This is a genomic window from Acidovorax sp. SRI_002 (assembly GCF_057586455.1).
Genome location: NZ_JBYCZW010000001.1, coordinates 1 through 22,385, shown reverse-complemented (window position 1 = coordinate 22,385; position 22,385 = coordinate 1). Strand labels below are relative to the sequence as shown.

16 protein-coding genes and 1 tRNA gene are annotated in these 22,385 nt (G+C 65.2%); 9 read left to right on the top strand and 8 right to left on the bottom strand.

Going from position 1 to position 22,385, the window contains the following annotated elements; genetic code table 11:
• The first annotated feature begins 18 nt into the window (after positions 1-18).
• The 5 genes from AC2YJX_RS00085 to AC2YJX_RS00065 all read left to right on the top strand — a co-directional run bounded on the left by AC2YJX_RS00085 (position 19) and on the right by AC2YJX_RS00065 (position 5,984).
• The gene (locus AC2YJX_RS00085) at positions 19-1,119 is read left to right on the top strand and encodes an ABC transporter ATP-binding protein (protein WP_487254880.1); all 1,101 of its coding nucleotides are present in this window, start codon (positions 19-21) and stop codon (positions 1,117-1,119) included.
• Between the two features lie 66 nt (positions 1,120-1,185).
• Complete coding sequence (locus tag AC2YJX_RS00080; protein ID WP_010458579.1) at positions 1,186-2,217, top strand: ABC transporter substrate-binding protein; 1,032 nt, start codon at positions 1,186-1,188, stop codon at positions 2,215-2,217.
• 34 nt (positions 2,218-2,251) lie between these two features.
• On the top strand, positions 2,252-3,517 hold the full coding sequence (locus AC2YJX_RS00075; protein ID WP_487254879.1) for an ABC transporter permease: 1,266 nt from the start codon (positions 2,252-2,254) through the stop codon (positions 3,515-3,517).
• Positions 3,518-3,538: 21 nt separating this feature from the next.
• Positions 3,539-4,360: an ABC transporter permease gene (locus AC2YJX_RS00070; RefSeq protein ID WP_121419982.1), complete on the top strand. Its 822-nt coding sequence runs from the start codon at positions 3,539-3,541 to the stop codon at positions 4,358-4,360.
• 133 nt (positions 4,361-4,493) lie between these two features.
• Positions 4,494-5,984 carry an NAD-dependent succinate-semialdehyde dehydrogenase gene (locus AC2YJX_RS00065; RefSeq protein ID WP_055398084.1) on the top strand — a complete coding sequence of 497 codons (1,491 nt, stop codon included), beginning with the start codon at positions 4,494-4,496 and terminating at the stop codon, positions 5,982-5,984.
• Positions 5,985-6,052: 68 nt separating this feature from the next.
• Here the strand turns inward: AC2YJX_RS00065 and AC2YJX_RS00060 are convergent, their stop codons facing one another.
• Both AC2YJX_RS00060 and AC2YJX_RS00055 read right to left on the bottom strand, forming a co-directional pair.
• The gene (locus AC2YJX_RS00060) at positions 6,053-7,198 is read right to left on the bottom strand and encodes an ROK family protein (protein WP_487254878.1); all 1,146 of its coding nucleotides are present in this window, start codon (positions 7,196-7,198) and stop codon (positions 6,053-6,055) included.
• A 197-nt stretch (positions 7,199-7,395) separates the two neighbouring features.
• A tRNA-Gly gene (locus AC2YJX_RS00055) sits at positions 7,396-7,469 on the bottom strand.
• 233 nt (positions 7,470-7,702) lie between these two features.
• Here AC2YJX_RS00055 and AC2YJX_RS00050 point away from each other — a divergent pair.
• Positions 7,703-8,065: a hypothetical protein gene (locus tag AC2YJX_RS00050; protein ID WP_121506543.1), complete on the top strand. Its 363-nt coding sequence runs from the start codon at positions 7,703-7,705 to the stop codon at positions 8,063-8,065.
• Between the two features lie 46 nt (positions 8,066-8,111).
• Here AC2YJX_RS00050 and AC2YJX_RS00045 read toward each other — a convergent pair whose 3' ends face one another.
• Together AC2YJX_RS00045 and AC2YJX_RS00040 are read right to left on the bottom strand one after the other, a co-directional pair.
• Positions 8,112-10,142: a Cache 3/Cache 2 fusion domain-containing protein gene (locus AC2YJX_RS00045; RefSeq protein WP_487254877.1), complete on the bottom strand. Its 2,031-nt coding sequence runs from the start codon at positions 10,140-10,142 to the stop codon at positions 8,112-8,114.
• 153 nt (positions 10,143-10,295) lie between these two features.
• A complete protein-coding gene (locus AC2YJX_RS00040; protein ID WP_487254876.1) occupies positions 10,296-11,213 on the bottom strand; it encodes a pseudouridine synthase in 918 nt (305 codons plus the stop codon).
• Between the two features lie 204 nt (positions 11,214-11,417).
• On the opposite strand from AC2YJX_RS00040, the gene AC2YJX_RS00035 reads away from it, so the two are divergent.
• Together AC2YJX_RS00035 and AC2YJX_RS00030 are read left to right on the top strand one after the other, a co-directional pair.
• Positions 11,418-13,709, top strand: a complete 2,292-nt coding sequence (locus AC2YJX_RS00035) for an AsmA family protein (RefSeq protein WP_487254875.1) — start codon at positions 11,418-11,420, stop codon at positions 13,707-13,709.
• A gap of 43 nt (positions 13,710-13,752) precedes the next feature.
• On the top strand, positions 13,753-14,268 hold the full coding sequence (locus AC2YJX_RS00030) for a M23 family metallopeptidase (protein WP_487254874.1): 516 nt from the start codon (positions 13,753-13,755) through the stop codon (positions 14,266-14,268).
• Positions 14,269-14,310: 42 nt separating this feature from the next.
• Here AC2YJX_RS00030 and AC2YJX_RS00025 read toward each other — a convergent pair whose 3' ends face one another.
• The 3 genes from AC2YJX_RS00025 to imuA are packed head-to-tail and all read right to left on the bottom strand — an operon-like array spanning position 14,311 to position 19,985.
• Complete coding sequence (locus tag AC2YJX_RS00025) at positions 14,311-17,568, bottom strand: error-prone DNA polymerase (protein ID WP_487254873.1); 3,258 nt, start codon at positions 17,566-17,568, stop codon at positions 14,311-14,313.
• A 16-nt stretch (positions 17,569-17,584) separates the two neighbouring features.
• Positions 17,585-19,138 carry a DNA polymerase Y subunit UmuC family protein gene (locus tag AC2YJX_RS00020; RefSeq protein ID WP_487254872.1) on the bottom strand — a complete coding sequence of 518 codons (1,554 nt, stop codon included), beginning with the start codon at positions 19,136-19,138 and terminating at the stop codon, positions 17,585-17,587.
• Positions 19,101-19,985, bottom strand: a complete 885-nt coding sequence (imuA, locus tag AC2YJX_RS00015) for a translesion DNA synthesis-associated protein ImuA (RefSeq protein WP_431152878.1) — start codon at positions 19,983-19,985, stop codon at positions 19,101-19,103. Before imuA ends, AC2YJX_RS00020 begins: the two co-directional genes overlap by 38 nt.
• 187 nt (positions 19,986-20,172) lie before the next feature.
• On the opposite strand from imuA, the gene AC2YJX_RS00010 reads away from it, so the two are divergent.
• A complete protein-coding gene (locus AC2YJX_RS00010) occupies positions 20,173-20,778 on the top strand; it encodes an IPTL-CTERM sorting domain-containing protein (RefSeq protein WP_487254871.1) in 606 nt (201 codons plus the stop codon).
• Positions 20,779-20,787: 9 nt separating this feature from the next.
• Here the strand turns inward: AC2YJX_RS00010 and AC2YJX_RS00005 are convergent, their stop codons facing one another.
• The gene (locus tag AC2YJX_RS00005) at positions 20,788-22,098 is read right to left on the bottom strand and encodes an HD-GYP domain-containing protein (RefSeq protein ID WP_487254870.1); all 1,311 of its coding nucleotides are present in this window, start codon (positions 22,096-22,098) and stop codon (positions 20,788-20,790) included.
• Between the last annotated feature and the right edge of the window lie 287 nt (positions 22,099-22,385).

Here is a 22,385-nt window from a genome sequence, read left to right as displayed (position 1 = left end):
TACAAGGTGCCCCCAACCATGAACCCATCAGCAGAGCCCCTGGTCCGCTTCAGCGGTGTGCAAAAGACGTACGACGGTGAACAACTGGTGGTGCGCTCGCTAGACCTGGACATCCAGCGCGGTGAATTCCTGAGCCTCCTCGGGCCCTCGGGCTCGGGCAAGACCACCACACTGATGATGCTGGCGGGGTTTGAGTCCCCTACTGCGGGCGACATCCTGCTCGATGGCAAGCAGATCACCGGCACGCCGCCCCACAAGCGCAACTTTGGCATGGTGTTCCAGAACTACGCGCTGTTCCCCCACCTCACCGTGGGTCAGAACGTGGCTTACCCGCTCACCGTGCGCAAGGTGCCCAAGGCCGAACAGGCCGAGCGTGTGAAGAAGGCGCTGGACATGGTTCGCCTGACCGGCATGGCCGACCGCCTGCCCACGCGCCTGTCGGGCGGCCAGCAGCAGCGCGTGGCGCTGGCCCGCGCCCTGGTGTTCAACCCCCAGCTGGTGCTGATGGACGAGCCCCTGGGCGCGCTGGACAAGCAGCTGCGCGAGCATATGCAGATCGAGCTGAAAGAACTGCACCGCCAGCTGGGCGTGACCTTTGTCTACGTGACCCATGACCAGGGCGAGGCCCTGACCATGAGCGACCGCGTGGCGGTGTTCAACGAAGGGGTCATTCAGCAACTCGCGGATGTGGAAACCCTGTACGAAGCGCCATCCAACCGATTCGTGGCCGGCTTTGTGGGCGACAACACGGTGCTTTCGGGCACCCTGCAAGGCGCGGGCGCCGACACCGCCATCCAGCTGCCAGGCGGCTACCTGTTGCCAGGAGTGAACGTGAACCAGGCCGCACTGGGCTCTGCCGTGCACGCCTGTGTTCGGCCCGAACGCATCGTGCTGCATGCGCATTCCGAGTACCCCAAAACCTCGGCCATTCCCGCCACGGTGGCGCGCGCCATCTACTACGGCGACCACCTGCGCCTGATGTGCGACCTGGGCCATGGCCAAGAGCCCGCCACGGTGAAGGTGGCGCTGGCTTCGGCCGCTAGCAACCCCCATCCACAACCGGGTGATGCCGTGCTGCTGGAGTTCCCCCCGGTCTCCACGCGCATTTACGCGGTCTGACCACCGGCACAGCCACACCCTTTTCCCGTCCCCTGTTCCTCCACAACCCTAAGGAAAAACTGCACCATGAAAAAGAGCCTTATCGCCTGCGCCTCCCTGGCCGCCTGCCTGGCACTTCCCAGCTTTGCGCAGCAGCAACTGACCGTCGTGAACTTTGGTGGCGCCAACGCCAACGCGCAGAAAAAGGCGTTCTACGAGCCCTATGAAAAGCTGGGCAACAAGATCGTGGCCGTGGAATACAACGGCGAGCAGGCCAAGGTCAAGGCCATGGTCGAGGCCAAGAAGGTGACCTGGGACGTGGTGGAGCTGGAGTCGCCAGACGCCGCACGCGGCTGCGACGAGGGCCTGTATGAAAAACTCGATTACAGCAAGATCGTGAGCAAGTCCGACCTGCTTCCCGCTGCGGTGTCCGACTGCGCCGTGGGCATCTTCGTGTGGTCCACCGTCATGGCCTACAACGGCGACAAGCTCAAGACTGCCCCCACGAGCTGGGCTGACTTCTGGGACACCAAGAAGATCCCTGGCAAGCGCGGCATGCGCAAGGGTGCGCGCTACAACCTCGAATTCGCGCTGATGGCCGATGGCGTGAAGCCCGCCGATGTGTACAAGGTGCTCGCCACCAAAGACGGTGCAGACCGCGCCTTCAAGAAGCTGACCGAACTCAAGCCCAACATTCAATGGTGGGAAGCAGGTGCCCAGGCGCCGCAGTTCCTGGTGGCGGGCGACGTGGTGCTGACCACCGTGTTCAACGGCCGCATCGACGCGGCCAACCGCGAAGGCCGCAATCTCAAGATCTACTGGCCCGGCGGCATCTATGACCTGGACTACTGGGCCATCCCCAAGGGCACACCGAACAAGGACGCGGCTGTGAAGTTCATCGCCTACACCATGCAGACCGCCAACCAGGCCGCCTACGCGCAGAACATCGCCTATGGCCCGGCCAACACCACGGCCCTCGCCAAGCTGGACAAGAAGGTGCTGGACGACCTGCCTACCTCGGCGAGCAACGCCAAGGAAGCCATCCAGTTCGGCGTGAGCTTCTGGGCCGACCAGGGCGAGGCGCTGGAGAAACGCTTCGCCGCCTGGGCCACCCAATAAGTCAGAAAACCGCACCCTCGGAGCGCAAGACACCATGCAAGCCTCTTCTGCCATCGCCCCCGCCGCGCTTGCGCTGGACGCCCACGCACCCGGCGCACTGCGCAAGGCGCTGTCGCGTGCCGAAGCGCGGCGCAAATGGCGGGCCTTTGCCCTGACCCTGCCCTTGCTGGTGTTCTTGCTGCTCACGCTGCTGGTCCCCATTGCCGCGCTGCTGCAGCGCGGCGTGGAGAACCCCGAGGTCGCCAACACGCTGCCCGCCACCATCGAGGCCTTGCATGGCTGGGACCGCCACGAGGCACCAAACCCCGCTGCCTATGCCGCGCTGATCAAAGACCTGGCCCGCCTGCCCGACAGCTCTGATGCAGGCGCCCTGGCGCGCCGGCTGAACTCGGAAGTGCCTGGAGCACGTTCGATGGTGATGGGCGCTTTCCGCGCCCTGCCCCTGCAGGGCACGCCCGAGTCCATCCGCGACCAGCTGATCGACAAGGATGCACGCTGGGGCGAAGCGCCTTTCTGGCGTGCCATTGCCAAAAACGGGGCGCGCTGGACGCCCGACTACCTGCTCGCCTCGGTGGACCTGCAGCGCGATGCGCTGGGCCAGGTCGAACGCATGCCCGAGGAGCAGCGCGCGTTTGGCGGCATCCTGCTGCGCACCTTTCACATCAGCTTTGTGGTTACGGTGCTGTGCCTGCTGCTGGGCTACCCGCTGGCCTGGTGGCTGGCCTCGCTGCCCGCACGCCAGGCCAATGTGCTGATGATTCTGGTCCTTGTGCCGTTCTGGACGTCGATCCTGGTGCGCGTGGCCGCATGGATCGTGCTGCTGCAGTCCGAGGGGCTGGTCAACCGGGGGTTGATGGGCCTGGGCGCCATTGCCGAGCCTTTGCCACTGCTGTTCAACCGCACGGGCGTGGTGATTGCCATGGTGCACATCCTGCTGCCCTTCATGGTCCTGCCGCTGTACAGCGTGATGAAAAGCGTGCCACCCACCTACCTGCGCGCTGCGGTGTCGCTGGGCAGCTCGCCCATCGCCGCGTTCTTTCGGGTGTATGTGCCCCAAACCTACCCGGGCATTGGTGCCGGGGCGCTGCTGGTTTTCATTCTGGCCATCGGCTACTACGTCACCCCCGCGCTGCTGGGCGGGGCCGACGACCAGATGCTGAGCTACTACATCGCCCGCTACACCAACGTCGAAGTGAACTGGGGCATGGCCTGCGCGCTGGGCGCCCTGCTGCTGGTCGCCACGCTGGTGCTGTACAGCGTGTACCGCCGGTTTGGCAAAGCCGAATTGAGTCTGGGCTAACCACTTCAAAAGACACTCACCATGCGTCATCTTCTGCCCCAATTCCCCCTGTACGCCACGTTGGCCGACAAGCTCGGCTGGTGGGCGGTGCGCGCCCTGTGCGTGGCCGTACTGGTGTTTCTGCTGGCCCCCATCCTGGTGATGGTGCCACTGTCGTTCTCCGAGAGTTCATTCCTGGCCTACCCCATTCACGGCTGGTCGCTCAAGTGGTACCGCAACCTGTTCGAATCCGCCGAGTGGGCCCGCGCCACGCGCAACAGCTTCATCGTGGCACCTGCGGCCACGTTGATCGCCACGGCCCTGGGCACACTGGCGGCGGTGGGGCTGTCGCGCGCTGACTTCCGATTCAAGGGCTTGCTCATGAGCATCCTGATTGCGCCCATGGTGGTCCCGATCATTGTGGTGGGCGTAGCCACCTACCTGTACTTTGCGCCGCTGGGCCTGGCCGACAGCTACTTCGGGCTCATCATCGTGCACGCCGCCCTGGGCGCACCTTTTGTGCTGACCACCGTGCTGGCGACTCTGGCAGGCTTCAACCACAACCTCGTGCGCGCCTCGCTGAGCCTGGGTGAGACGCCGTTCAACACTTTCTTTCGCGTCACGCTGCCTGTGATTGCACCGGGCGTGATCTCCGGCGCGCTGTTTGCGTTTGCCACGTCGTTTGATGAAGTGGTGGTCACCCTCTTCCTGGCCGGTGCCGACCAGTCCACACTGCCGCGCCAGATGTTCAACGGCATCCGCGAGAACATCTCGCCCACCATCGCCGCGGTGGCCACGTTGCTCATCCTGTTCACCACCAGCTTGCTGCTGGCGCTGGAGTGGCTGCGCGGTCGCCGTGCCTGATATGCCCCTTGCCGCCCGGAAGTTCACATCGGCGACATGCGGCCGTCGCCCAGGCGGCTGACAATGACCGCTGCCGCTTCGTGCGTGAACCTCGATCTGCCCACGTTTAGCCCCCTTTCTCAAGGACCATCCCATGGACATGAAGACCTCCCCCCTCGCCCTGCTGAACGACCCCACCTTGCTCAAGACCGACGGCCTCATCAACGGCCAGTGGGTGGCAGGTAGCAGCCGCTTTGATGTGAACGACCCGGCCACGGGCCTCAAGCTGGCCGATGTGGCCAACCTGGGCCCGGCCGACGCCGAGGCCGCGATCGCCGCCGCCAACGCCGCCTGGGGCCCCTGGAAGACCAAGACGGCCAAGGAGCGCAGCATCATCCTGCGCAAGTGGTACGACCTGCTGATGGCCAACCAGGACGACCTGGGCCGCATCATGACCGCCGAACAAGGCAAGCCCCTGGCCGAAGCCAAGGGCGAAGTCGCCTACGGCGCGAGTTTTGTGGAATGGTTTGCCGAAGAAGCCAAGCGCATCAACGGCGAGACCCTGCCTCAGTTTGACAACAGCCGCCGCCTGCTGGTCTTGAAGCAACCCATCGGCGTGTGCGCGGCCATCACACCGTGGAACTTCCCGCTGGCGATGATCACGCGCAAGGTCGCGCCCGCGTTGGCTGCGGGCTGCCCCGTGGTCATCAAACCGGCTGAGCTGACACCACTCACCGCCCTGGCTGCTGCCGAGCTGGCCATCCGCGCAGGCATCCCGGCGGGCGTGTTCAACATCCTGCCCGCCGACAGCGACAACTCGATTGCCATCGGCAAAGTGCTGTGCGCGAGCGATGTGGTGCGCCACATCAGCTTCACGGGCTCCACCGAAGTGGGCCGCATCCTGATGGCGCAGTCCGCCCCCACCGTCAAGAAGATGTCGCTGGAACTGGGCGGCAACGCGCCCTTCCTGGTGTTTGACGACGCCGACATCGACAGCGCCGTGGAAGGCGCCTTTGCCAGCAAGTACCGCAACGCGGGCCAGACCTGCGTGTGCACCAACCGCTTTTATGTGCAGGAAGGCGTGTACGACGAGTTCGTGACCAAGTTCGCCGCCAAGGTCAAGACAGCCAAGGTGGGCAACGGTTTTGAAGCTGGGGTGAACCAGGGCCCGCTGATCGAGGAAGCGGCACTGACCAAGGTGCAGCGCCACGTGGACGACGCGCTGGCCAAGGGCGGCCAGGTGGTGGCCGGCGGCCAGCGCCTCACCAGCCTGGGCTCCGGCCAGTTCTTCGAGCCCACGGTGGTCGCCAACGCCACGGCCGACATGCTCTGCGCGCGCGAGGAAACCTTTGGCCCCTTTGCCCCGGTCTTCAAGTTCAAGACCGAGCAGGAAGCCATCGACGCGGCCAACAACACCGAGTTTGGCCTGGCCAGCTACTTCTACAGCCGCGACGTGGGCCGCATCTTCCGCGTGACCGAGGCGCTGGAATACGGCATGGTGGGTGCCAACGTGGGTATTCTGGCCACCGAGCACGTGCCCTTTGGCGGCGTCAAGCAGTCGGGCCTGGGCCGCGAAGGCTCGCACTACGGCATGGACGACTACGTGGAGATCAAGTACCTGTGCCTGGGGGACATTCAGAAATAAGCAGCCCCACAAAATGCTATTTATTTTATAGCTGCTAGCGCTTTACCAATAAGCGCCAGAAGCCAAAATCATTCAAATTCTGGCGGCTGACGGTTGGTGTAGCTCGCGTTGCCCAGCCCCGTGCCCACCGTCAGCACCGCCCAGCGCTCCACGTCCTGCATGAAGGGCATTTCAGACAGGCCCTGCACCACGGCATCGTTGTGCAGGCACACCTGGGTGCGGCCATCGCCAATGTGCGGTAGCCGCTCGCACAGGTCGCGCGGAAGGTGAAAGCGGGTGCTCTCCCAGTTGCCCGGCAGGTTCTGCGTGCCACCGGCCAGCGAGCCGTCTTCCACGATGAGCCCCGGGCAGGCAACGCCGATGTAGGGCGCCAGGCGGATCTTCTTTTTCTCGGCGTACGCGATCAGGCCTTCGAGCAGCGTGGCGATGCCCTCGACCAGTTCGTCGCGCCGGGGTTCGTCGTTGGCATGGGCCCATTTCTCGCGGCGCACCACCTCGGCCAGCGAAAGATCGGGGGCGCGGTGCAAATGGGTTTGCACGATGCCGCAGCGCACATTGGTGCCGCCAATGTCCACCGCCAGGATGGCGTCGTAGCTTTGCAGCAGCTCGGGGGGCGCCAGGTGCACCCAGCCAATCAGGCCGCCCTCGTCCGCATGGTGGCGCAGCGTGCGCAGCTCCACGGGCACCTTTTCGGCCTTGAGGATCTTGCGGGTGCAATCGATGGCGCGGCCACCCACCTCGCTCTGGTGAAAGCCCCCGCCGATGATGATGCGCTCCACGCCGCGCCAGGTCTTGTGTTTCAGAAATCGCTGCACCACATGCGCCAGCTGCATCGCGTAGTCTTCCGACGCGGCTTCGATGGCTTGGGCGGCCACGCCGTCTTTCTCCAGCAACGCATCCAGCTTATGTTTGCTGAGTTCGCGCGTGGGCTTGGTGCCCATAGGGTCCTTGCCCTCCATGGATGCATACAGCTTGCGCCAGGCATCGAGCATGTGGCGAAAGGCCGAGCGGCTGGCGACATCCCCCACATAGCCTTCGCCGTCGCTCAACTCGAGGCTATAGCCTTCGATGATGACCGAGGCCAGCCGCATGTCGCCATGTGGCCCGACGATGCCCAGCTCGCGTTGTGCCTTGGCGTCCTTGCCTTCCTGCGCCGTGCTTGGCTTCTTGCTGGCGGCGGGTTTCTGTGCTGAGTCCTTGTCTTTGGAAGCCATTCATTTCCTCACACGATAGTGCCCCTCCAAAGGAGGTCGTTCCAGAATGGTGGCGTGGGTGGCGGCCGCGTGGCGTCAGCAAATGGCTTGACATGCCCTACTGGATGGGCGCGCGCCCATGCCGTCATCCGTGCAGCATGCGCGGTCAAAACAACAGCAAAGGCAAGGACGGGGGGAGATGATCAGCCGAAGGGGGCTGGAGCGGGTGAAGGGAATCGAACCCTCGTATGAAGCTTGGGAAGCTGCCGTTCTACCATTGAACTACACCCGCCTTCTGTAAGCCGTTGATGGACAACGGTATTTCAGTGAGGCCTGTGAAAACACCGGGTTGGCAGCTGCCGCGCCAGAGTTTCATCAGCAGCCGTATTGTAGCCACGCGGCGGCGCGCCCGAAACGGGTTTGGCCAGAGGCTTGCGTCCCATGTTTGCGCCCCTTCGGCGGGATGCAGACCGAAGGCAGCACAATGGAGCCTTCACAACTACCCGCGAAAGAAGGAAAAGCCCCATGCAACTGAGCGACGACCGCACGCAGGCCACCCTGGCAATCAACAAAACGCTCACAGCGCCAGAGATCGAAAATCTGATTCGTGAGTTGGCCATGTTGCGCTCGCAGATGACGCCTGAAGTCACCCCGGCTCCCCAGGACGGCAATGGGAGCGGGGTCCCGGTGATGTCGCAGGACAACCCCACGCTCGCCATCCAGTACCCGCTGGAAGACGCGCACGTCACCGTGTACCTGCGCAGTATCGGCCTGGGCTGGACCGCATGGCGGCTGCATCCCGACACCCAGCGGGCATTGGCTGAATTCTTCAATTCACGGCTTCCAAAAAGCGCGCCAGCCAAGAGCAAGCCCATTCCGTTTCGCTGATCCTGCCATGGCGAAGCTCCGCTAGCGCCCGCGAGTGCGCGAGCGTTCAGCCGGAGATTGCCGGGTTGCGGGAGCCCCCACGCGCCCGGTTTGGCACACCGGGGCTGGCACTGGCGCCACCCAGATTGAACTGCGCAATGGCAGACACCATCTGGTGTGCCTGCGTCTGCAGGCTGCTGGCCGCAGCAGCCATTTCTTCCACCAGGGCGGCATTCTGCTGAGTAGTCTGGTCCAGTTGCGTCACTGCCTCTCCCACCTGGCCCACACCAGCGGTCTGCTCGCTGCTGGCAGCGCTGATTTCAGAGACCATGTCGGCCACGCGCTGGATAGAGCTCACGACTTCCTGCATCGTGGTGCCCGCCTGATCGGCCAGCACCGAGCCCTGCTGCACCATGGCGCTGCTGGCGCCGATCAGTTCTTTGATGGCCTTGGCCTCGGCGGCGGTGCGCTGAGCAAGGTTGCGCACTTCAGCAGCCACCACGGCAAAGCCCCTGCCTTGCTCGCCAGCACGAGCGGCTTCAACCGCAGCGTTCAGGGCCAGGATGTTGGTCTGGAAAGCAATGCCGTCGATGACGCCAATGATGTCGGCAATCTTCTGGCTGCTGGTGTTGATGTCCTGCATGGTGCTGACCACCTTGGACACCACTTCACCGCCTTGCGCGGCCACGCGGCTGGCGCCCACGGCCAGCTGGTTGGCCTGGCTGGCGCTGTCGGCGTTGTGTCGAATGGTGGCACCCAGCTGCTCCATGCTGGCCGCCGTTTCTTCCAGAGAGCTGGCCTGGCTTTCGGTGCGGCCCGACAGGTCCTGGTTGCCTTGGGCGATTTCGGTGCTGGCCGACGACACGCTTTCGGCACTGGTGCGCACGGTGCTCAGGCTTTCGACCAGGCGGACACGAAAGCCTTCCATGGCCTGGGCCAGGCTGCCGATTTCGTCGCGGGATTTCAGGGTGACTGCGTGGGTCAGGTCGCCCTGCGCCAGGTAACCCAGCGCGGTGCTCAGCTGCTGCACGGGAGCACCCACCAAGCGGCGTGTGGCCACCACCAGTACCACCGTCAGCAGTGCCAGCGCCACCAGCACACCCAGCCACAGCCAAGTGAGCACGCTGCGGGCCTCGCCCATCATTTCAGACTCCGGCGCCTCGGCCACTATGGCCCAGTTCCAGGGCTTGTAGCGCTCCACCGCCACATAACGCGCGGCGGTGTCACCGTCGCCACTGCGGCGCGGCGACCAGCTCGATTCAAAATCGCCGGTTTGCTCGATACCCGACAGTGAAGCAAGCCAGGCCTTGGCCTCATCCACTTTCTCATCGACCTTGAGCGCTGCGTTGGCGCCCGTCAAACCAAAAATGTTGCCCCGTGCAGGGCCTGCTGAAATATTGACCGCGTAGACAGCGCCCGTGGCAAACAGCTTCTGGCCCGCCATCACGGTGTTGAGCTTGCCCAGAATGGGGCCGATGTCCGAACCGATGAACAGGATGCCGATGGTGCGGTTGCCTTCGCGGATGGGTTCATACACCGTCATGTACTCCCGGCCAAACAGATTGGCGCGGCCGATGAAGGTTTTGCCTTCGTTCATCAGTTCGTAGGCAGGGTGCTTGCGATCCAGAAGGGTCTTGTAGGCGCGGTCTCCGTCCTGCTTCTTGAGCGAAGTGGTCACACGGATGAAGTCGTCGCCCGTGCGCGCGAAGATGGTGGCGACGGCACCCATGCTGTCTTTGGAAAACCGATCCACCACCTCAAAGTCGCCATTGATCGGCACCCCCTGAAATGCAAGCGTGGCCTCGGGCTTGCCGTCAGCCCCCGGCGCCTCGCTGAGCGAAAAATTGCCCGGAAAATTGGCCTTGAACAGGGTGAAATCGCGTTTGGCCTGCTCTTGCGCGGTTTCGTCAAACGTCTGCACCAGGGTGCGCAACTGGGCTGCGTATTGCTGGGCATCGCCGCGCGATAGCCGTCCAAAGTTTTGCCAGAGCAAGGCGCTGACGATACCCATGGTGATGAGCAGCACAAGCAGCAGGCTGAGTAACGCCGCAAGCGACAGCTTGAACGCGACGGAACGGTGTGTGGTGGTGGGGCTCATTGTTGTTTTCTTCTGCAGTTTCCGGGCCCTCTGCCCAGAACAGGTAACCAAGTTACCTTATCTGTGTGTAAAAACAAAACCCAAAGCAATGCCATGCTTTCATGAGGGCCACCCCGCCCTCAACGAGCAAATAGCGATTGCTAGTGGTAAACCCTAATCTTCCAGACTCAGCCGCTGCCTGCTCTCAAACATCCGCGGCACGCCCAACACCGGGTCCGCAAACTCCAGGGACCGCGCCAGCAGTTGCAGAGGCCGCGAGTAGTCTCCTTCGGGAGGATCGTTGACCACTGGATAGAACGGGTCGTTGCGCAGGGGCAGGCCCAACGCTGCCATGTGTACGCGCAGTTGGTGCCGTTTGCCGGTGATCGGCATGAGACGGTACCGGGCCCAGGCGCCAGACCTTGCCACCTCCCGCACCTGCATCTGCGTGTGGCTGTTGGGCTCGCCGGGCACTTCCTGCATGCGAAAGAACTGAGGGCTTTCCTCCAGGCGGCTCATGTGTTCGCGGGGAAACACGAGGTCTTCGCGCCACGGAGCAATCGCGTCGTATTGTTTGGTGATCTGCTTGTCACGGAACAGCGCCTGGTAGGCCCCGCGTGTGCGCTGCTGCACCGACAGCAGCACCAGCCCCGCCGTGTCCCGGTCGATGCGGTGCAGGGGCGACAGTTCAGGCAACCCCAGCTGTCGCTTGAGGCGCACCAGCAGTGTGTTGTGCAGATAGCGGCCCGACGGTGTCACGGGCATGAAATGGGGCTTGTCGGCCACCACGAGGTGCTCGTCCTGGTACAGCACCGTTTCTGTGAAAGGCAAGGCGGGCTCTGCGGGCAGGCTGCGGTAGTAGTACACGCGCAAGCTGCCTTCAAACGGCCGCCCGGGCGACACGGGCTCCCCGCGTTCGTCCACCACATCCCCCGCCTGCATACGCTGCAGCCATTCGTCGCGGGTCACGACGGGCAGACGCTGCGCCAGAAAGTCCAGCATGCTGCCCTGCCCCTGGCTGGGCAGCACCACGCAGCTTGGGCCCACTCCATCGCGCATGGGCGGGGCGTGGGGGTGGTGGGGGTTGTGCATGGTGCGCGGATTTTAGGGCGCGGCAGCACCGTTTTCCGCCTGTAGGACAAGGGCGGCAGTTGCGCCTGCACTGCCACTGGGCGCGCCAATGCGGGCTAGCATGAACCCAGGAGGCCCGGTGCCGCATGAGCAAACGCGGCACCCACCCATGTCCCGTGCAGCATGGCTGTTCTGCGGCATGCGGCCATAACCCATACACCCTTCATGCCGTCACCCACCACGCCTTCTGCCGATCTTCCCCGCCCTGCCGCGTCCACCGGCCACCCCGCACCCGCCTCGGGGGTTGGTCGACGTGTAGCACGGTGGTTGCTGGTGGCCCTGGGTGTAGTGGCCGCGCTGCTGGTGCTGCTCGGCGCCTTGCTGGCCGTGATCGACTGGAACCGTGCAAAACCCTGGGTCAACGAAAAAGTCAGCGAAGCCACGGGCAGGCACTTTGCGATTGAGGGCGAATTGTCGGCAGCCTGGCACTGGCCCCAACCCCAGGAGGAAGGATGGCGACGATGGATACCTGGCGTCACTGTCCAGGCCGAGCGCCTGGTGATGGACCAGCCGGCGGGGTTCACCCCCCCCTTCCAGCGTGCCGATGTCAAACCGCCTCCCAAGGACAACGCCGATCTTCCGGAAGCACCCACCATGGCCCGCATTGGCAGCGCCATCGCCACGGTGCGCCTGCTGCCGCTGCTAGGGCGGCACCTGTCGATCGACACCGTGGCACTCACCAGTCCCCAGGTGGCGCTGGCCCGCACCGCCGATGGCACCAACAACTGGACCTTTGAGCGCAAGGACGGCCCCAGGAGCGGGTGGAGCTTCGATGTAGACCGGCTCGTGCTCAGGCAGGGCGTGTTGGCCTATGCCGATGGCATGAAAGACCTGGACCTGCAGGCACGCATTGACACAACGGAGCCCTTTGCCCCCCCCAGCCCACCCGGCAGCCCGGCCGCCAAGGCTTCCGCCAGCGCCGCCAGTGGCACAGCCCCGACGGCAGCGATCGCGGCCCCCGGCACATCCTCCCAGGGGGCGATGCCCTATGGCCTGCGCTTTGAACTGAAGGGCCGCTATGCCAAGGCCCAGATCAAGGGACAGGGGCGCGCGGGCCAGGTCATCAGCCTGCGCAACAAGGTGGTGAACTATCCGCTGCAGATTGATGCCAGCGCGGGCAGCGTGGCACTGTCGGCTGAAGGGGTGCTGGCCAACCCCGGGGCGCTCTCGGGGCTGGATTTTCAGGTGTTCCTCCAAGGCGGCAGCATGGCCGATCTGTACGACCTGACCGGGCTGGTGCTGCCCAACACCCCGGCGTTTGAAACGCGCGGACGGCTGACCGGGAGCCTGGAACCCGAACGCGCGGTGTGGGAGTACAACGATTTTCGCGGCAAGGTGGGTCAGAGTGATCTGCAGGGGTCGCTGAAATACACCTCGGGCAAACCGCGCCCCCGGCTCACCGGCACCATGACATCGAACCAGCTGCGCCTGGCAGACCTGGGGCCGACGCTGGGCACCCGCGTGTCCGGCAACACGCAACGCACCCGCAGCCAGGGTGGCAAGGTGCTGCCGGATTCGCAATTTGCGGCCGAGCGGTGGAATGCCATGGACATGGACATCGTGTTCAAGGGCCGCCACATCATCCGCCCCGAGAGCCTGCCGCTGCAGGACCTGAGCACACGCGCCGTAATGGAAAACGCGCAGCTCAGACTGGCGCCCCTCACGTTTGGCGTGGCAGAAGGCAAGATCGAATCGCAGGTCACCATCGATGGCCGCAGCGCCCCCCTCAAGGCCCAGATACGCGGCACCGTGCAGGGACTGCAGTTGTCGGCCCTGTTCCCCAAGGTGCAGCTCATGAAGAAAAGTTTTGGCCGCATGGACGGAGCCATTGCCCTGGAGAGCACCGGCAACAGCATGGCCGTACTTCTGGGCCACGGCACGGGCGAGATGCGCCTGTATGTGCGCGAGGGCACGCTGAGCAAGCAGATGCTGGACCTGGCCGCGCTCAACGTGGGCAGCATCGTCGTGGGCAAGCTCTTTGGCGAAAACAAGGAAGTGCACCTGCGCTGTGCGGTGGCCGACTTCATGGTGGTGGATGGCTTGGCAACCGCCCGCGTCGTGAAAATGAGTACCGACGATGCTGTGGTGGAGGCCACGGGCACCATCGACCTGGGCACCGAGGCACTGGACCTGCGCATCAAGCCCGAATCCTTGCAATGGAAGTTCTTTTCGCTGCGTTCACCCCTGTATGTGAGGGGCACGTTTGGCAACCCGGATGTGGGCGTCGAGGCCGGACCGCTGCTGCTGCGCGCAGGCGCTGCGGTGATAGCCGCCGTGGTGGCCCCCGCCGCGCTGGCCCTGGTGCCCATCACCGTGCCGGCAGCAGACGACGACACCCATTGCAAGCCGCTGCTGAACCTGGCCCAACAGCCTGTCAAGCCCGGAGTCCAGGGGGCAGCCGGCACGGCCTCGCAGCCTGCACGGCAGGCCGCCAGCAAGGCAGACCCTTCGCGCTGATTCACAGCGACTGCAACGATTGCGAGCGCGGAATAATCGCGCCATGAAAATTGCAAAGATTCTGGGCCTCACCCTGCTGGCCGTGCTGGTGGCGGGCCTGTTACTGCCGGAGCGCATCCAGATCCCCGTGGCCGGGGCCTCCGCAAAAGACTGGAATTCCAAGTCCTTCTGGTTCGAACCCTGGGGCAGCTCGGGTGTGCACAAGGGCATCGACATCTTTGGCAAGACCGGTACGCCAGTGCTGAGCACTACGGATGGCGTCGTGCTGTTCACAGGAGAAATCGCCAAAGGCGGCAAGGTGGTGCTGGTGCTCGGGCCGCGCTGGCGGCTGCATTACTTTGCGCACCTGGACTCGATCGGCACAGGCGCCTTCTCCTTCGTGGCGTCTGGGGAGGCGATTGGCACGCTGGGCGCCAGCGGCAACGCGCAGGGCAAGCCGCCACACCTGCACTATTCCATCGTGCGAATGCTGCCCGCGCCGTGGAAGGTGGATGGCGCTACGCAGGGCGTCAAAAAAGCGTTTTTCATCGACCCCCACGCTTATCTGCTGGAGCGGTGACCGCAAGGGAGTCAGAAGGATGATCCGAAGCGGTTCAGCAGGTCAGTGAAAGTCCCGGCTACCCTGCAGCGCCTGGGCCATGCGACCGAGCAGCGGTGTCAAGTCCTTGAAGCGCTGGGCCACCAGGTGGCGCACTACCGTGGCCGCCTTCAGAGCGCCCCCCTCCCCCTCGGGCACGCTGCACTGCCACACGCCCTCCACCGCCAGCAGTTGCGACCTGAGCAGCGCATTGCGCCATGTCTCCACCAGCGCAGGCCACACGATCACGTTGACGGGACCCGTCTCGTCCTCCAGCGTGACGAACATCGTGCCTTTGGCCGTGCCGGGGCGCTGGCGCACAGTGACGATGCCGCAGGCGCGCACCTTGCGGCCATGGGGCACGGTGTTCAGCTGCAGGGCGGTCTGCAGGCGCCAGCGCGCAAGGCGCGGGCGCAGCAGGGCCAGTGGGTGGCGGCGCAGTGTGAGGCCGGTGGCGGCGTAGTCGAAAAGAATCTCTTCGCCCTCGGGCGCGGCGAGCAGTTGCAGGGGCGCTTCGTGCACGGGCACATCGCGCAGCAGGGGCGGTGCCGTGTGCTGCGCGGCCGCCTCCCACATCTGCTGGCGCCGGTGGCCTGACAGACCCGCCAGCGCATCGGCTGCAGCGAGCGCCTGTAGGTCTTGCTGGCTCAGCTGTGCGCGCAGGGCCAGGTCTTCGGTGTTGGCAAAGGCAGGGCCTGTAGCGCGGGCCTCTACCAGTCGTTCGGCAGCATCTTTGTGCAGGCTGCCCACCAGCCGCAAGCCCAGACGCACAGCGGGCTGCGGCAGTGGCGGCACGCCCAGCCCCCGCGCCGGTCTCAGCGGCTCTGGTGTGCCCTCCAGCGTGCAGTCGATGTCGCTGCAGGTCACGTCGATGGGCAGCACACGCACGCCGTGGCGGCGCGCATCCTGCACCAGTTGCGAGGCGGTGTAAAAACCCATGGGCAACGAATTGAGCAGCGCGGCCAGAAAACACGCGGGCTCATGGCATTTGAGCCAGCTGCTGGCATAGGCCAGCAAGGCAAAGCTGTGGGCGTGGCTTTCAGGAAAGCCATATTCGCCAAAGCCCAGCATCTGCTGGAAGATGGCCTGGGCAAACTCGGTACGGTAACCACGCGCTTCCATGCCTCCGACCAGTGGGCGCTCGAACCGGTGCACGCCGCCCTTGCGCTTCCAGGCCGCCATCGACCGGCGCAGATCGTCCGCCATGCCGGCAGAGAACCCGGCCGCCACCATGGCGATCTGCATCACCTGCTCCTGAAAAATCGGCACGCCCAGCGTGCGCGCCAGGGCCGCTTCCAGTTCGGGCTTCTCCAATTGCAGTGGCTCGCCCCTGCGCCTGCGTTCGCGCGCCTGCAGGTAGGGATGCACCATGCCGCCCTGAATAGGCCCGGGCCGCACAATCGCCACCTCCACCACCAAGTCGTAGAACTCGCGCGGCCGCAGGCGCGGCAGCATGCTCATCTGCGCGCGGCTTTCGATCTGGAACACGCCCACGGTGTCGGCGGCGCAGATCATGTCGTAGGTGGCGGGGTCTTCGCGCGGAATGCCCTGGAGGTCCCAGCGCTCACCGCGCAATGCTTCGCGCAAATTCAGGCAGCGGCGCAGCGCGCTGAGCATGCCAAGGGCCAGCACATCGACCTTGAGCAGGCCCATGGTGTCCAGGTCGTCCTTGTCCCACTGGATGACCGATCGGTGCTCCATGCTCGCGGGCTCCACGGGCACCAGGCGCGTGAGCTTGCCCTGCGTGAGCACAAAGCCGCCCACATGCTGGCTCAGGTGGCGCGGAAAGCCTTTGAGGTCCGCCGCCAGTTCCAGCCACAGCTGGGCCGTGTGCCGGTGAAGCGGTGCACCCAGGCTTTCAGCCAGTTCCTGCAACCGGTCGGTGGCGAACTGTTCGTCAAACCAGTGGTGGTCCTTGGCAAAGGCATCGACCAAGGACGGCGCCACACCCAGCGCCTTGCCCACATCGCGCAGCGCGCTGCGCGTGCGGTAGGTGGTAACCACGGCCGCGATGGCGGCGCGCTCGCGGCCGTATTTTTCGTAGATGTACTGGATGACCTCCTCGCGACGGTCGTGCTCGAAGTCCACGTCGATGTCGGGCGGCTCCTTGCGCTCCTTGCTGATAAAGCGCTCGAACAGCAGGTGTGAGTTTTCAGGCGGGACGGCCGTGATGCCCAGCATGTAGCAGACCACCGAATTCGCGGCCGAGCCACGCCCCTGGCACAGGATGCCCTGGCTGCGCGCGTAGCGCACGATGTCGTGCACCGTGAGAAAGTACATCTCGTACTGGCAGTGTGCGATCAGGTCCAGCTCTTTGCGGATCTGCGCCTGCACCTTCTGTGGCGCGCCCTGCGGGTAAACGCCTTGCACGCCCACTTGCACCAGCCAGGCCAGGGCCTGCGCGGGGGTCATGCCAGCGGGCACGGTCTCCAGCGGGTACTGGTACTTGATTTCGTCCAGGGTGAACGTGCAGCGCCCCGCCACGGTGAGCGTGGCGTCCAGCAACTCGGGCGGGTAGATGCCCGCCAGCCGCACGCGTCGGCGCAGATGGCGCTCGGCATTGGGCTGCAGCGCAAACCCGCATTCGCCCACGCTGCGGCCCAGGCGTACGGCGGTGATCACATCCTGCAGCGGCTTGCGCGAACGGGCGTGCATGTGCACATCGCCCGCTGCCACCAGCGGCAAGCCCAGCGCCGCACCCACACGCTGCAGCGTGGCCAGCCACAGGCTGTCGTCTGGGGCCAGGTGCAGTTCGACCGCCAACCAGATATGGCCATCAAAATATGAGTCAAATTGGCCTCTAGCGCTGGATAGACAAGCGCTAACAGCTATCAAATTAGAAGCATCAAAGCATTGCCGGATAGGCGCCAGCAGCAACTCGCACCCTTGCAGCAATCCCCAGGGGCTGCGCGGGCCCACGTGGTACTGCCCCTTGGATGCGACCGCACGGGCCGCGGTGATGAACTCACACAGATTGCCCCAGCCCTCGGCATCGCGCGCCAGGGCCACCAGCCGCAGGTCATCACCCCACAAAAACTCGCTGCCCACGATGAGGTGCAAACCACATTCCTTGGCGGCCTCCCAGGCGCGCACCACACCCGCCACCGAGCATTCGTCCGTCAGCGCTAGGGCCTGGTAGCCCAGCGCCAGCGCGCGCTTCACGAGTTCCTGTGGATGCGATGCTCCACGCTGGAAGCTGAAGTTGGACAGGCAGTGCAGCTCGGCATAGCCCGGCAGCACGGTGGCTTGTGCAGGCGATGCAGAGGAAGGTGTCAGGCCCATGGAGCCTCCGCAGAGATCACCCAAACACCCCATGCAGGAACCAGCGATGGGGCCGCACGGCGGCTGGGGGGCCGTCCGATACGGACGGCACCGGCGCCAGCCGCTCGCGGAACACCCACACCAGCCCCGCCACATCGTTGTGCGCCACAAAGTAGTCGCGCAAAGCCAGGGCACCTTCACCGGGGGCCGGGCCTGCGCCCTCCCCGGCCGCAGACCACCAGCCCGCTTCAAAGCGGTGGGGCCCGGCCAACAGTCGCAGCAGGCCGTGGTGGCAGGGGCGGTTGCCCTGCACCGCCAGCCGCCGGGGCGGGTTCAGCAGCCAGGTGGGCAGCAGCAGGGCATCGGGAGCTGCATCCAGCGCCGTATTGGCAACACTGACGGAGGCATTCCGGGCTGCAGCGTGCTTTGAGGCCGCCGCCGTCACGCGCAGCACCTCGGCCGCCGGGCGCCATTGCTGCATGCATTCGGGGCGGTGGTCGGCCTGCAGCACCGGGGCCTGCACATGGTCTTCTCCCAGCCGGGCTGACAGGCGCTCCAGCAACTGGTGCAAAGCCTCGCCCTGGGCGCCAGCAGGGTCTCCGCCGCCCAGATGGTCGGGCGGCAGCAGGCTCGCACTGCGGTGTGGCAGCGGGGCCGCCTCCAGCAAACGCAGCGTGATCTGATTGACCGGCGCGGCCAGCGAGGTGCGCGCCAGATTTTCAGACAACAGGCGCCGCAGATGCCCTATGTCCTGCGTGGCCTGCGCCGTGCGCACCTGCAGCGCCTGCGTGGGGGCGATGGCCACACCATCGATGCGCCGCAGGTCATGGCGCCAGGTCAGCTCCAGGCCCAGCACGCCCTGCTGCCGCGCTTGCAGCCAGCCTTGCAAGGCCGTGAGGCAGCGGCTGGCGCTCCAGAGCAGCGCATCGGCCGACTCTGCCAGCGCAGGCAACTCGCCCGTCAGCACAAACTGCTCGGGCAGCTCCAGCCAGGCGTGGGCCTCAGGGGCATCTCCCACGGCCTGGTCCAGCACCCGCAGCACCGCCGCACCAAAACGCCGCGACACCCCGGCGCGGGGCAGCGCCCGCAGTGCCCCCCAGGTGCGGCAGCCCATGCGCTCCAGGCTGGCCACATGCGGGCGCAAGGCTGTGAGTGTGTGTAGAGGCAGGCTCAGCGGCCCCTGTGCAGGGAGAGCCAGCCCCGCCAACGCCACACGCAGCCGGGCCTGCGCCACCAGGGCTGTGGGGCCACTGCCCCAGATCACGGGTGCGCCCGTCGGCTGTGCGCCCGCCGCCGTCCCTTCCCCTGCAGGCCCACACTCGCCAGCGACCTGGGCAGCGGGGGGGGCAGAGCCCCTGGCAGATGCCCCGGCCCAGGCCCAAGCCTGCAGCACCTGGGCCAGCAGCACTTCGCGCCCGCCCCACAGCCGCTCGGTGGTCGACACCTCCAGCAGCACGGCCTCTGCATCCACCAGCGTCACACGCGGGGTAAAACGCAGGGCCCACCAGCCTGCCGCAGCGGTGGGCACAGCCCCTGCAGGCGGTGCGGATGCCTCATCGCACCAGGGCAATGGCAGCGCGATCCAGTGCATGCGCCCTCCCCTCTGGCCCCGCCCCCAACGGCACCAGCAGCTCCAATGAAGGGCGCATGGGCAACGCCCCCGATGCCTTGGCTGCCGCAGCAAGGCGACCTGCCACCAAGGTGCTACCAGCATCCACCTGCGCTGCACGCCGGCGCCCGGCCTGGGCCGCCAGCACCTGGGCCAGCCGGGGATGACAGCCCGGCAGATCCAGCCCTTGCGCCAGGGGCGGCCCCCGGCGCTTGAGAATGTGCACCTGCATCCCGGGGACTGTGCATACACCTCCCGGCATGGCCATCCCCTGCACCTGTAGCCGCAGCAAGGCAGGTGAGGCCTGCGCCGCAGCACTGGCCGGGCGAAACACCCATAGCAGTTGACGTTGCTGCGCTGCTGCCAGTTGCAGCCTGCGCAGGGCTGCGGGCTGCACCTGCGGCAGCCAGGCCATCACTGCCAGAACCTCCCGGCAACGCAACGCCTGCTCTGCCGCCCAGAGCGCAGCGGCGGCATCGGCCCGCACCACACACAGCCGCTCGGCTGACAAGCCCTGGGCCTGCAGCGCCGGTCCAAAAGGCTCGCAAGGCGGCGCTACCACCACCACCGCCCCCGAGCGCGGGGCAGTGGCCTGTACCAGGGCAGGCAGCACCAGCTGCCATTCGTGCAGGCCCGCCAGGGGCTGCAGCACCTCGCTCAACGCCCCCACCGGCCAGCCCCCACCGGGCAACTGCGCATCCAGAGGACCATAACCGGTGGACTGCACCTGCAACTGGCCCGCACCCAATGCGTCCGCATGCCAGACACCGGGCACGGTCAATGGCAGATCGGACGCGACAACCCCCAGGGAGTGGCGTAGCGCAGGCATGGCGAAGACGAGAAGAACAATATGAATACTGTAAATATAACCAGTATTTCGAGCACCGGGGCAACTGGCGGAGAAGACTTTGGGGTGAGGGGCTTTTGGAGGCAACGCGTCCCAGGCTCTATAAAACTGGGCCAACGCACACCACGCTCCCTACAATGGGCAGGACAAAAAAGAGAGGGTCCATTGAATGAAAACAATCCAATCGGCAGCAGTCGCCCTGTTGCTGCTCCTGTCCGGCAACACGTTCGCTGCCTATACGCTCTACTTTTTTGAAAGCGGTGGCAATGTGATCGCCAGTGGCAGTGGCAGCATGAATCTGGGGGCCCTCTCGCCTGCGGGCAGCGGGCCTCTGTCCCCCGGGGTCATTGCTTCGGCTGGGTTGGTCTTCACCGGCACGGCTGGCACCGTGGACGCCTACCTGGGGATATCCGGCCCACCAGCGTTCGGAGGCGGAGGCCCTGTCGGGGCGAATGCAGGATCTGGCGACATGGTGGGCCTGGACAGCACAATGCCCGGTTTCGTCTTCGCCCCGGCAGGCTACGTCTCGGGCTCTGCGCTCACGTCCTCGGCCACCTGGACTGCGACCTCGCTGGCCAGCCTGGGGCTCACACCGGGCACCTATCTCTGGACCTGGGGCACGGGCCCGACAGCGGATTCATTCACGGTCCACATCGGCATCGCGCCGCCAGCATCCATTCCGACGCTGTCTGAATGGGGGCTGCTGGTCCTCGCGGTGCTCATGGCTGGCTGGGCGATGCACCATCGGTTCTGGCTGCGAAGCCGGGTGGGCTGACCACCCTTTTCAAAGCTTCCGCACTGCCCAATCACACCAATCCGCCACCGCTGCATCCGCAGGGGTGGCGCGGTCTGCCAGTTGCGGCCAGCGGCGATAGCTGGCATTCACAATACTTTGCAGCTGCCACAGCGCCTCGCGCCCCACCAGCGCCACTTCAGCCATCCCAATGGCATCGCCCTGCAACTGGGCCATGAGTTCACCCTGCTGCCGAGGGTGTGAACCGGCCTCCAGCAAGGCTTTTTGCAAAGCCAGCAGCCGCGCATCGAGGAACACAAAGGCGCTTCCCGGCAGTGCCTTGACACTGGTTTCGGGAGGCAGTGCGGTCTTGAGCTGATCCCAGCATTCAAAAGCTTCGGCCAGCAGATCGATCTGGCGCGAGGCATCGTTGCCCAGCGGCATGAGGGCAGATTCCCGGGCGACTTCTTCCTGCAGCAGGGGCAGGATGTGCGCCACCAGGGCCGATGGAAATTTGCGATGGTTCAGCCGCAGCACCAGCGACAGGCGCTGCGCGGGCATGTCGTCGTATTTTTCATAGAACGCCGCCACCACCTCGGCCAGCAACAGGATGCGGCCCAGGACAGAGATGTCTGCACCGGCCAGGCCACGCGGGTAGCCGCTGCCATCCATGCGCTCGTGGTGTTCCAGCACCGCCACATCCACAGCCCGGGGATAGACCTGGGTATCGCGGATCATGAGCATGGCGGTGATGGGGTGCGCCACCAGATGCTTGCGCTGAACACCAACGACCTTGTGGTCGGGATCGTCCCAGGCCGGATCCATGTGCAGCACCCCCAGATCGTGCAGCAAGGCTGCTGCCGCAAGATTGGCGCAGTCGCGCTCAGCAAGACCGCTTTTGATGCCCAGGAACACGGCCACCGTCATCATCTGCAGGCTGTGTTGAAACAGTCCGGGCCGCTGATCGCGCATCACGGTGAGCTTGCAGGCCATGGATGGAGGCAAGGGCAGCGAGCGCAGCGGCGCCAGCAGCCGGGCCGCCGAGCCGAGGGCTTCTGCCAGCAGGTTGGGCAGCACCTCCTGTTCGCTCATGGCCTGCCCCGCCGCGAGCAAAGCGGGTACGTCCACGGGATTCTCGATGGACAGATGGCGGTCAATGGGCTCGCGCAGCTTGTGCTGCACCAGGCGGTCATACAGGCGGCTGTCGATGCGCGCGCCTTTTTCGACCAGCTTGATACCTTTGTCGGTGTAAATGGCTGCGTCAGCAACCACCGTGCGCCGGTCAGCCATGTCGGTCAACGCGCGCAAGTAGTGGGGGCTGTCCGAAGTGTCGATGCCCGCAGGCGCAAGGGTGTCCGTCATGCAGATAACAAAAGCTTATTCGGGACTATAGAGCGTTCTCTCCGAGGGGCATCCACGAAAAATACCCGGGCCCCACACAGTCTTGAGCCAGATCAAGTCCCAGTCGCCGCCCCCCCGTGTTTCACAAGGCCGGGAGACTTCCCTGCACGCCATTCACTACCCGATTCAGCCGTCCTGCAACCATGGATCACCATTCCGGATAAACGCCTCATTCATTGCATGCAAAAGCGGTTCAAGCCTTCTTTTCAGGCTAAAAATTTGGGTAAACCCTGAAATTCTCTGGCGGC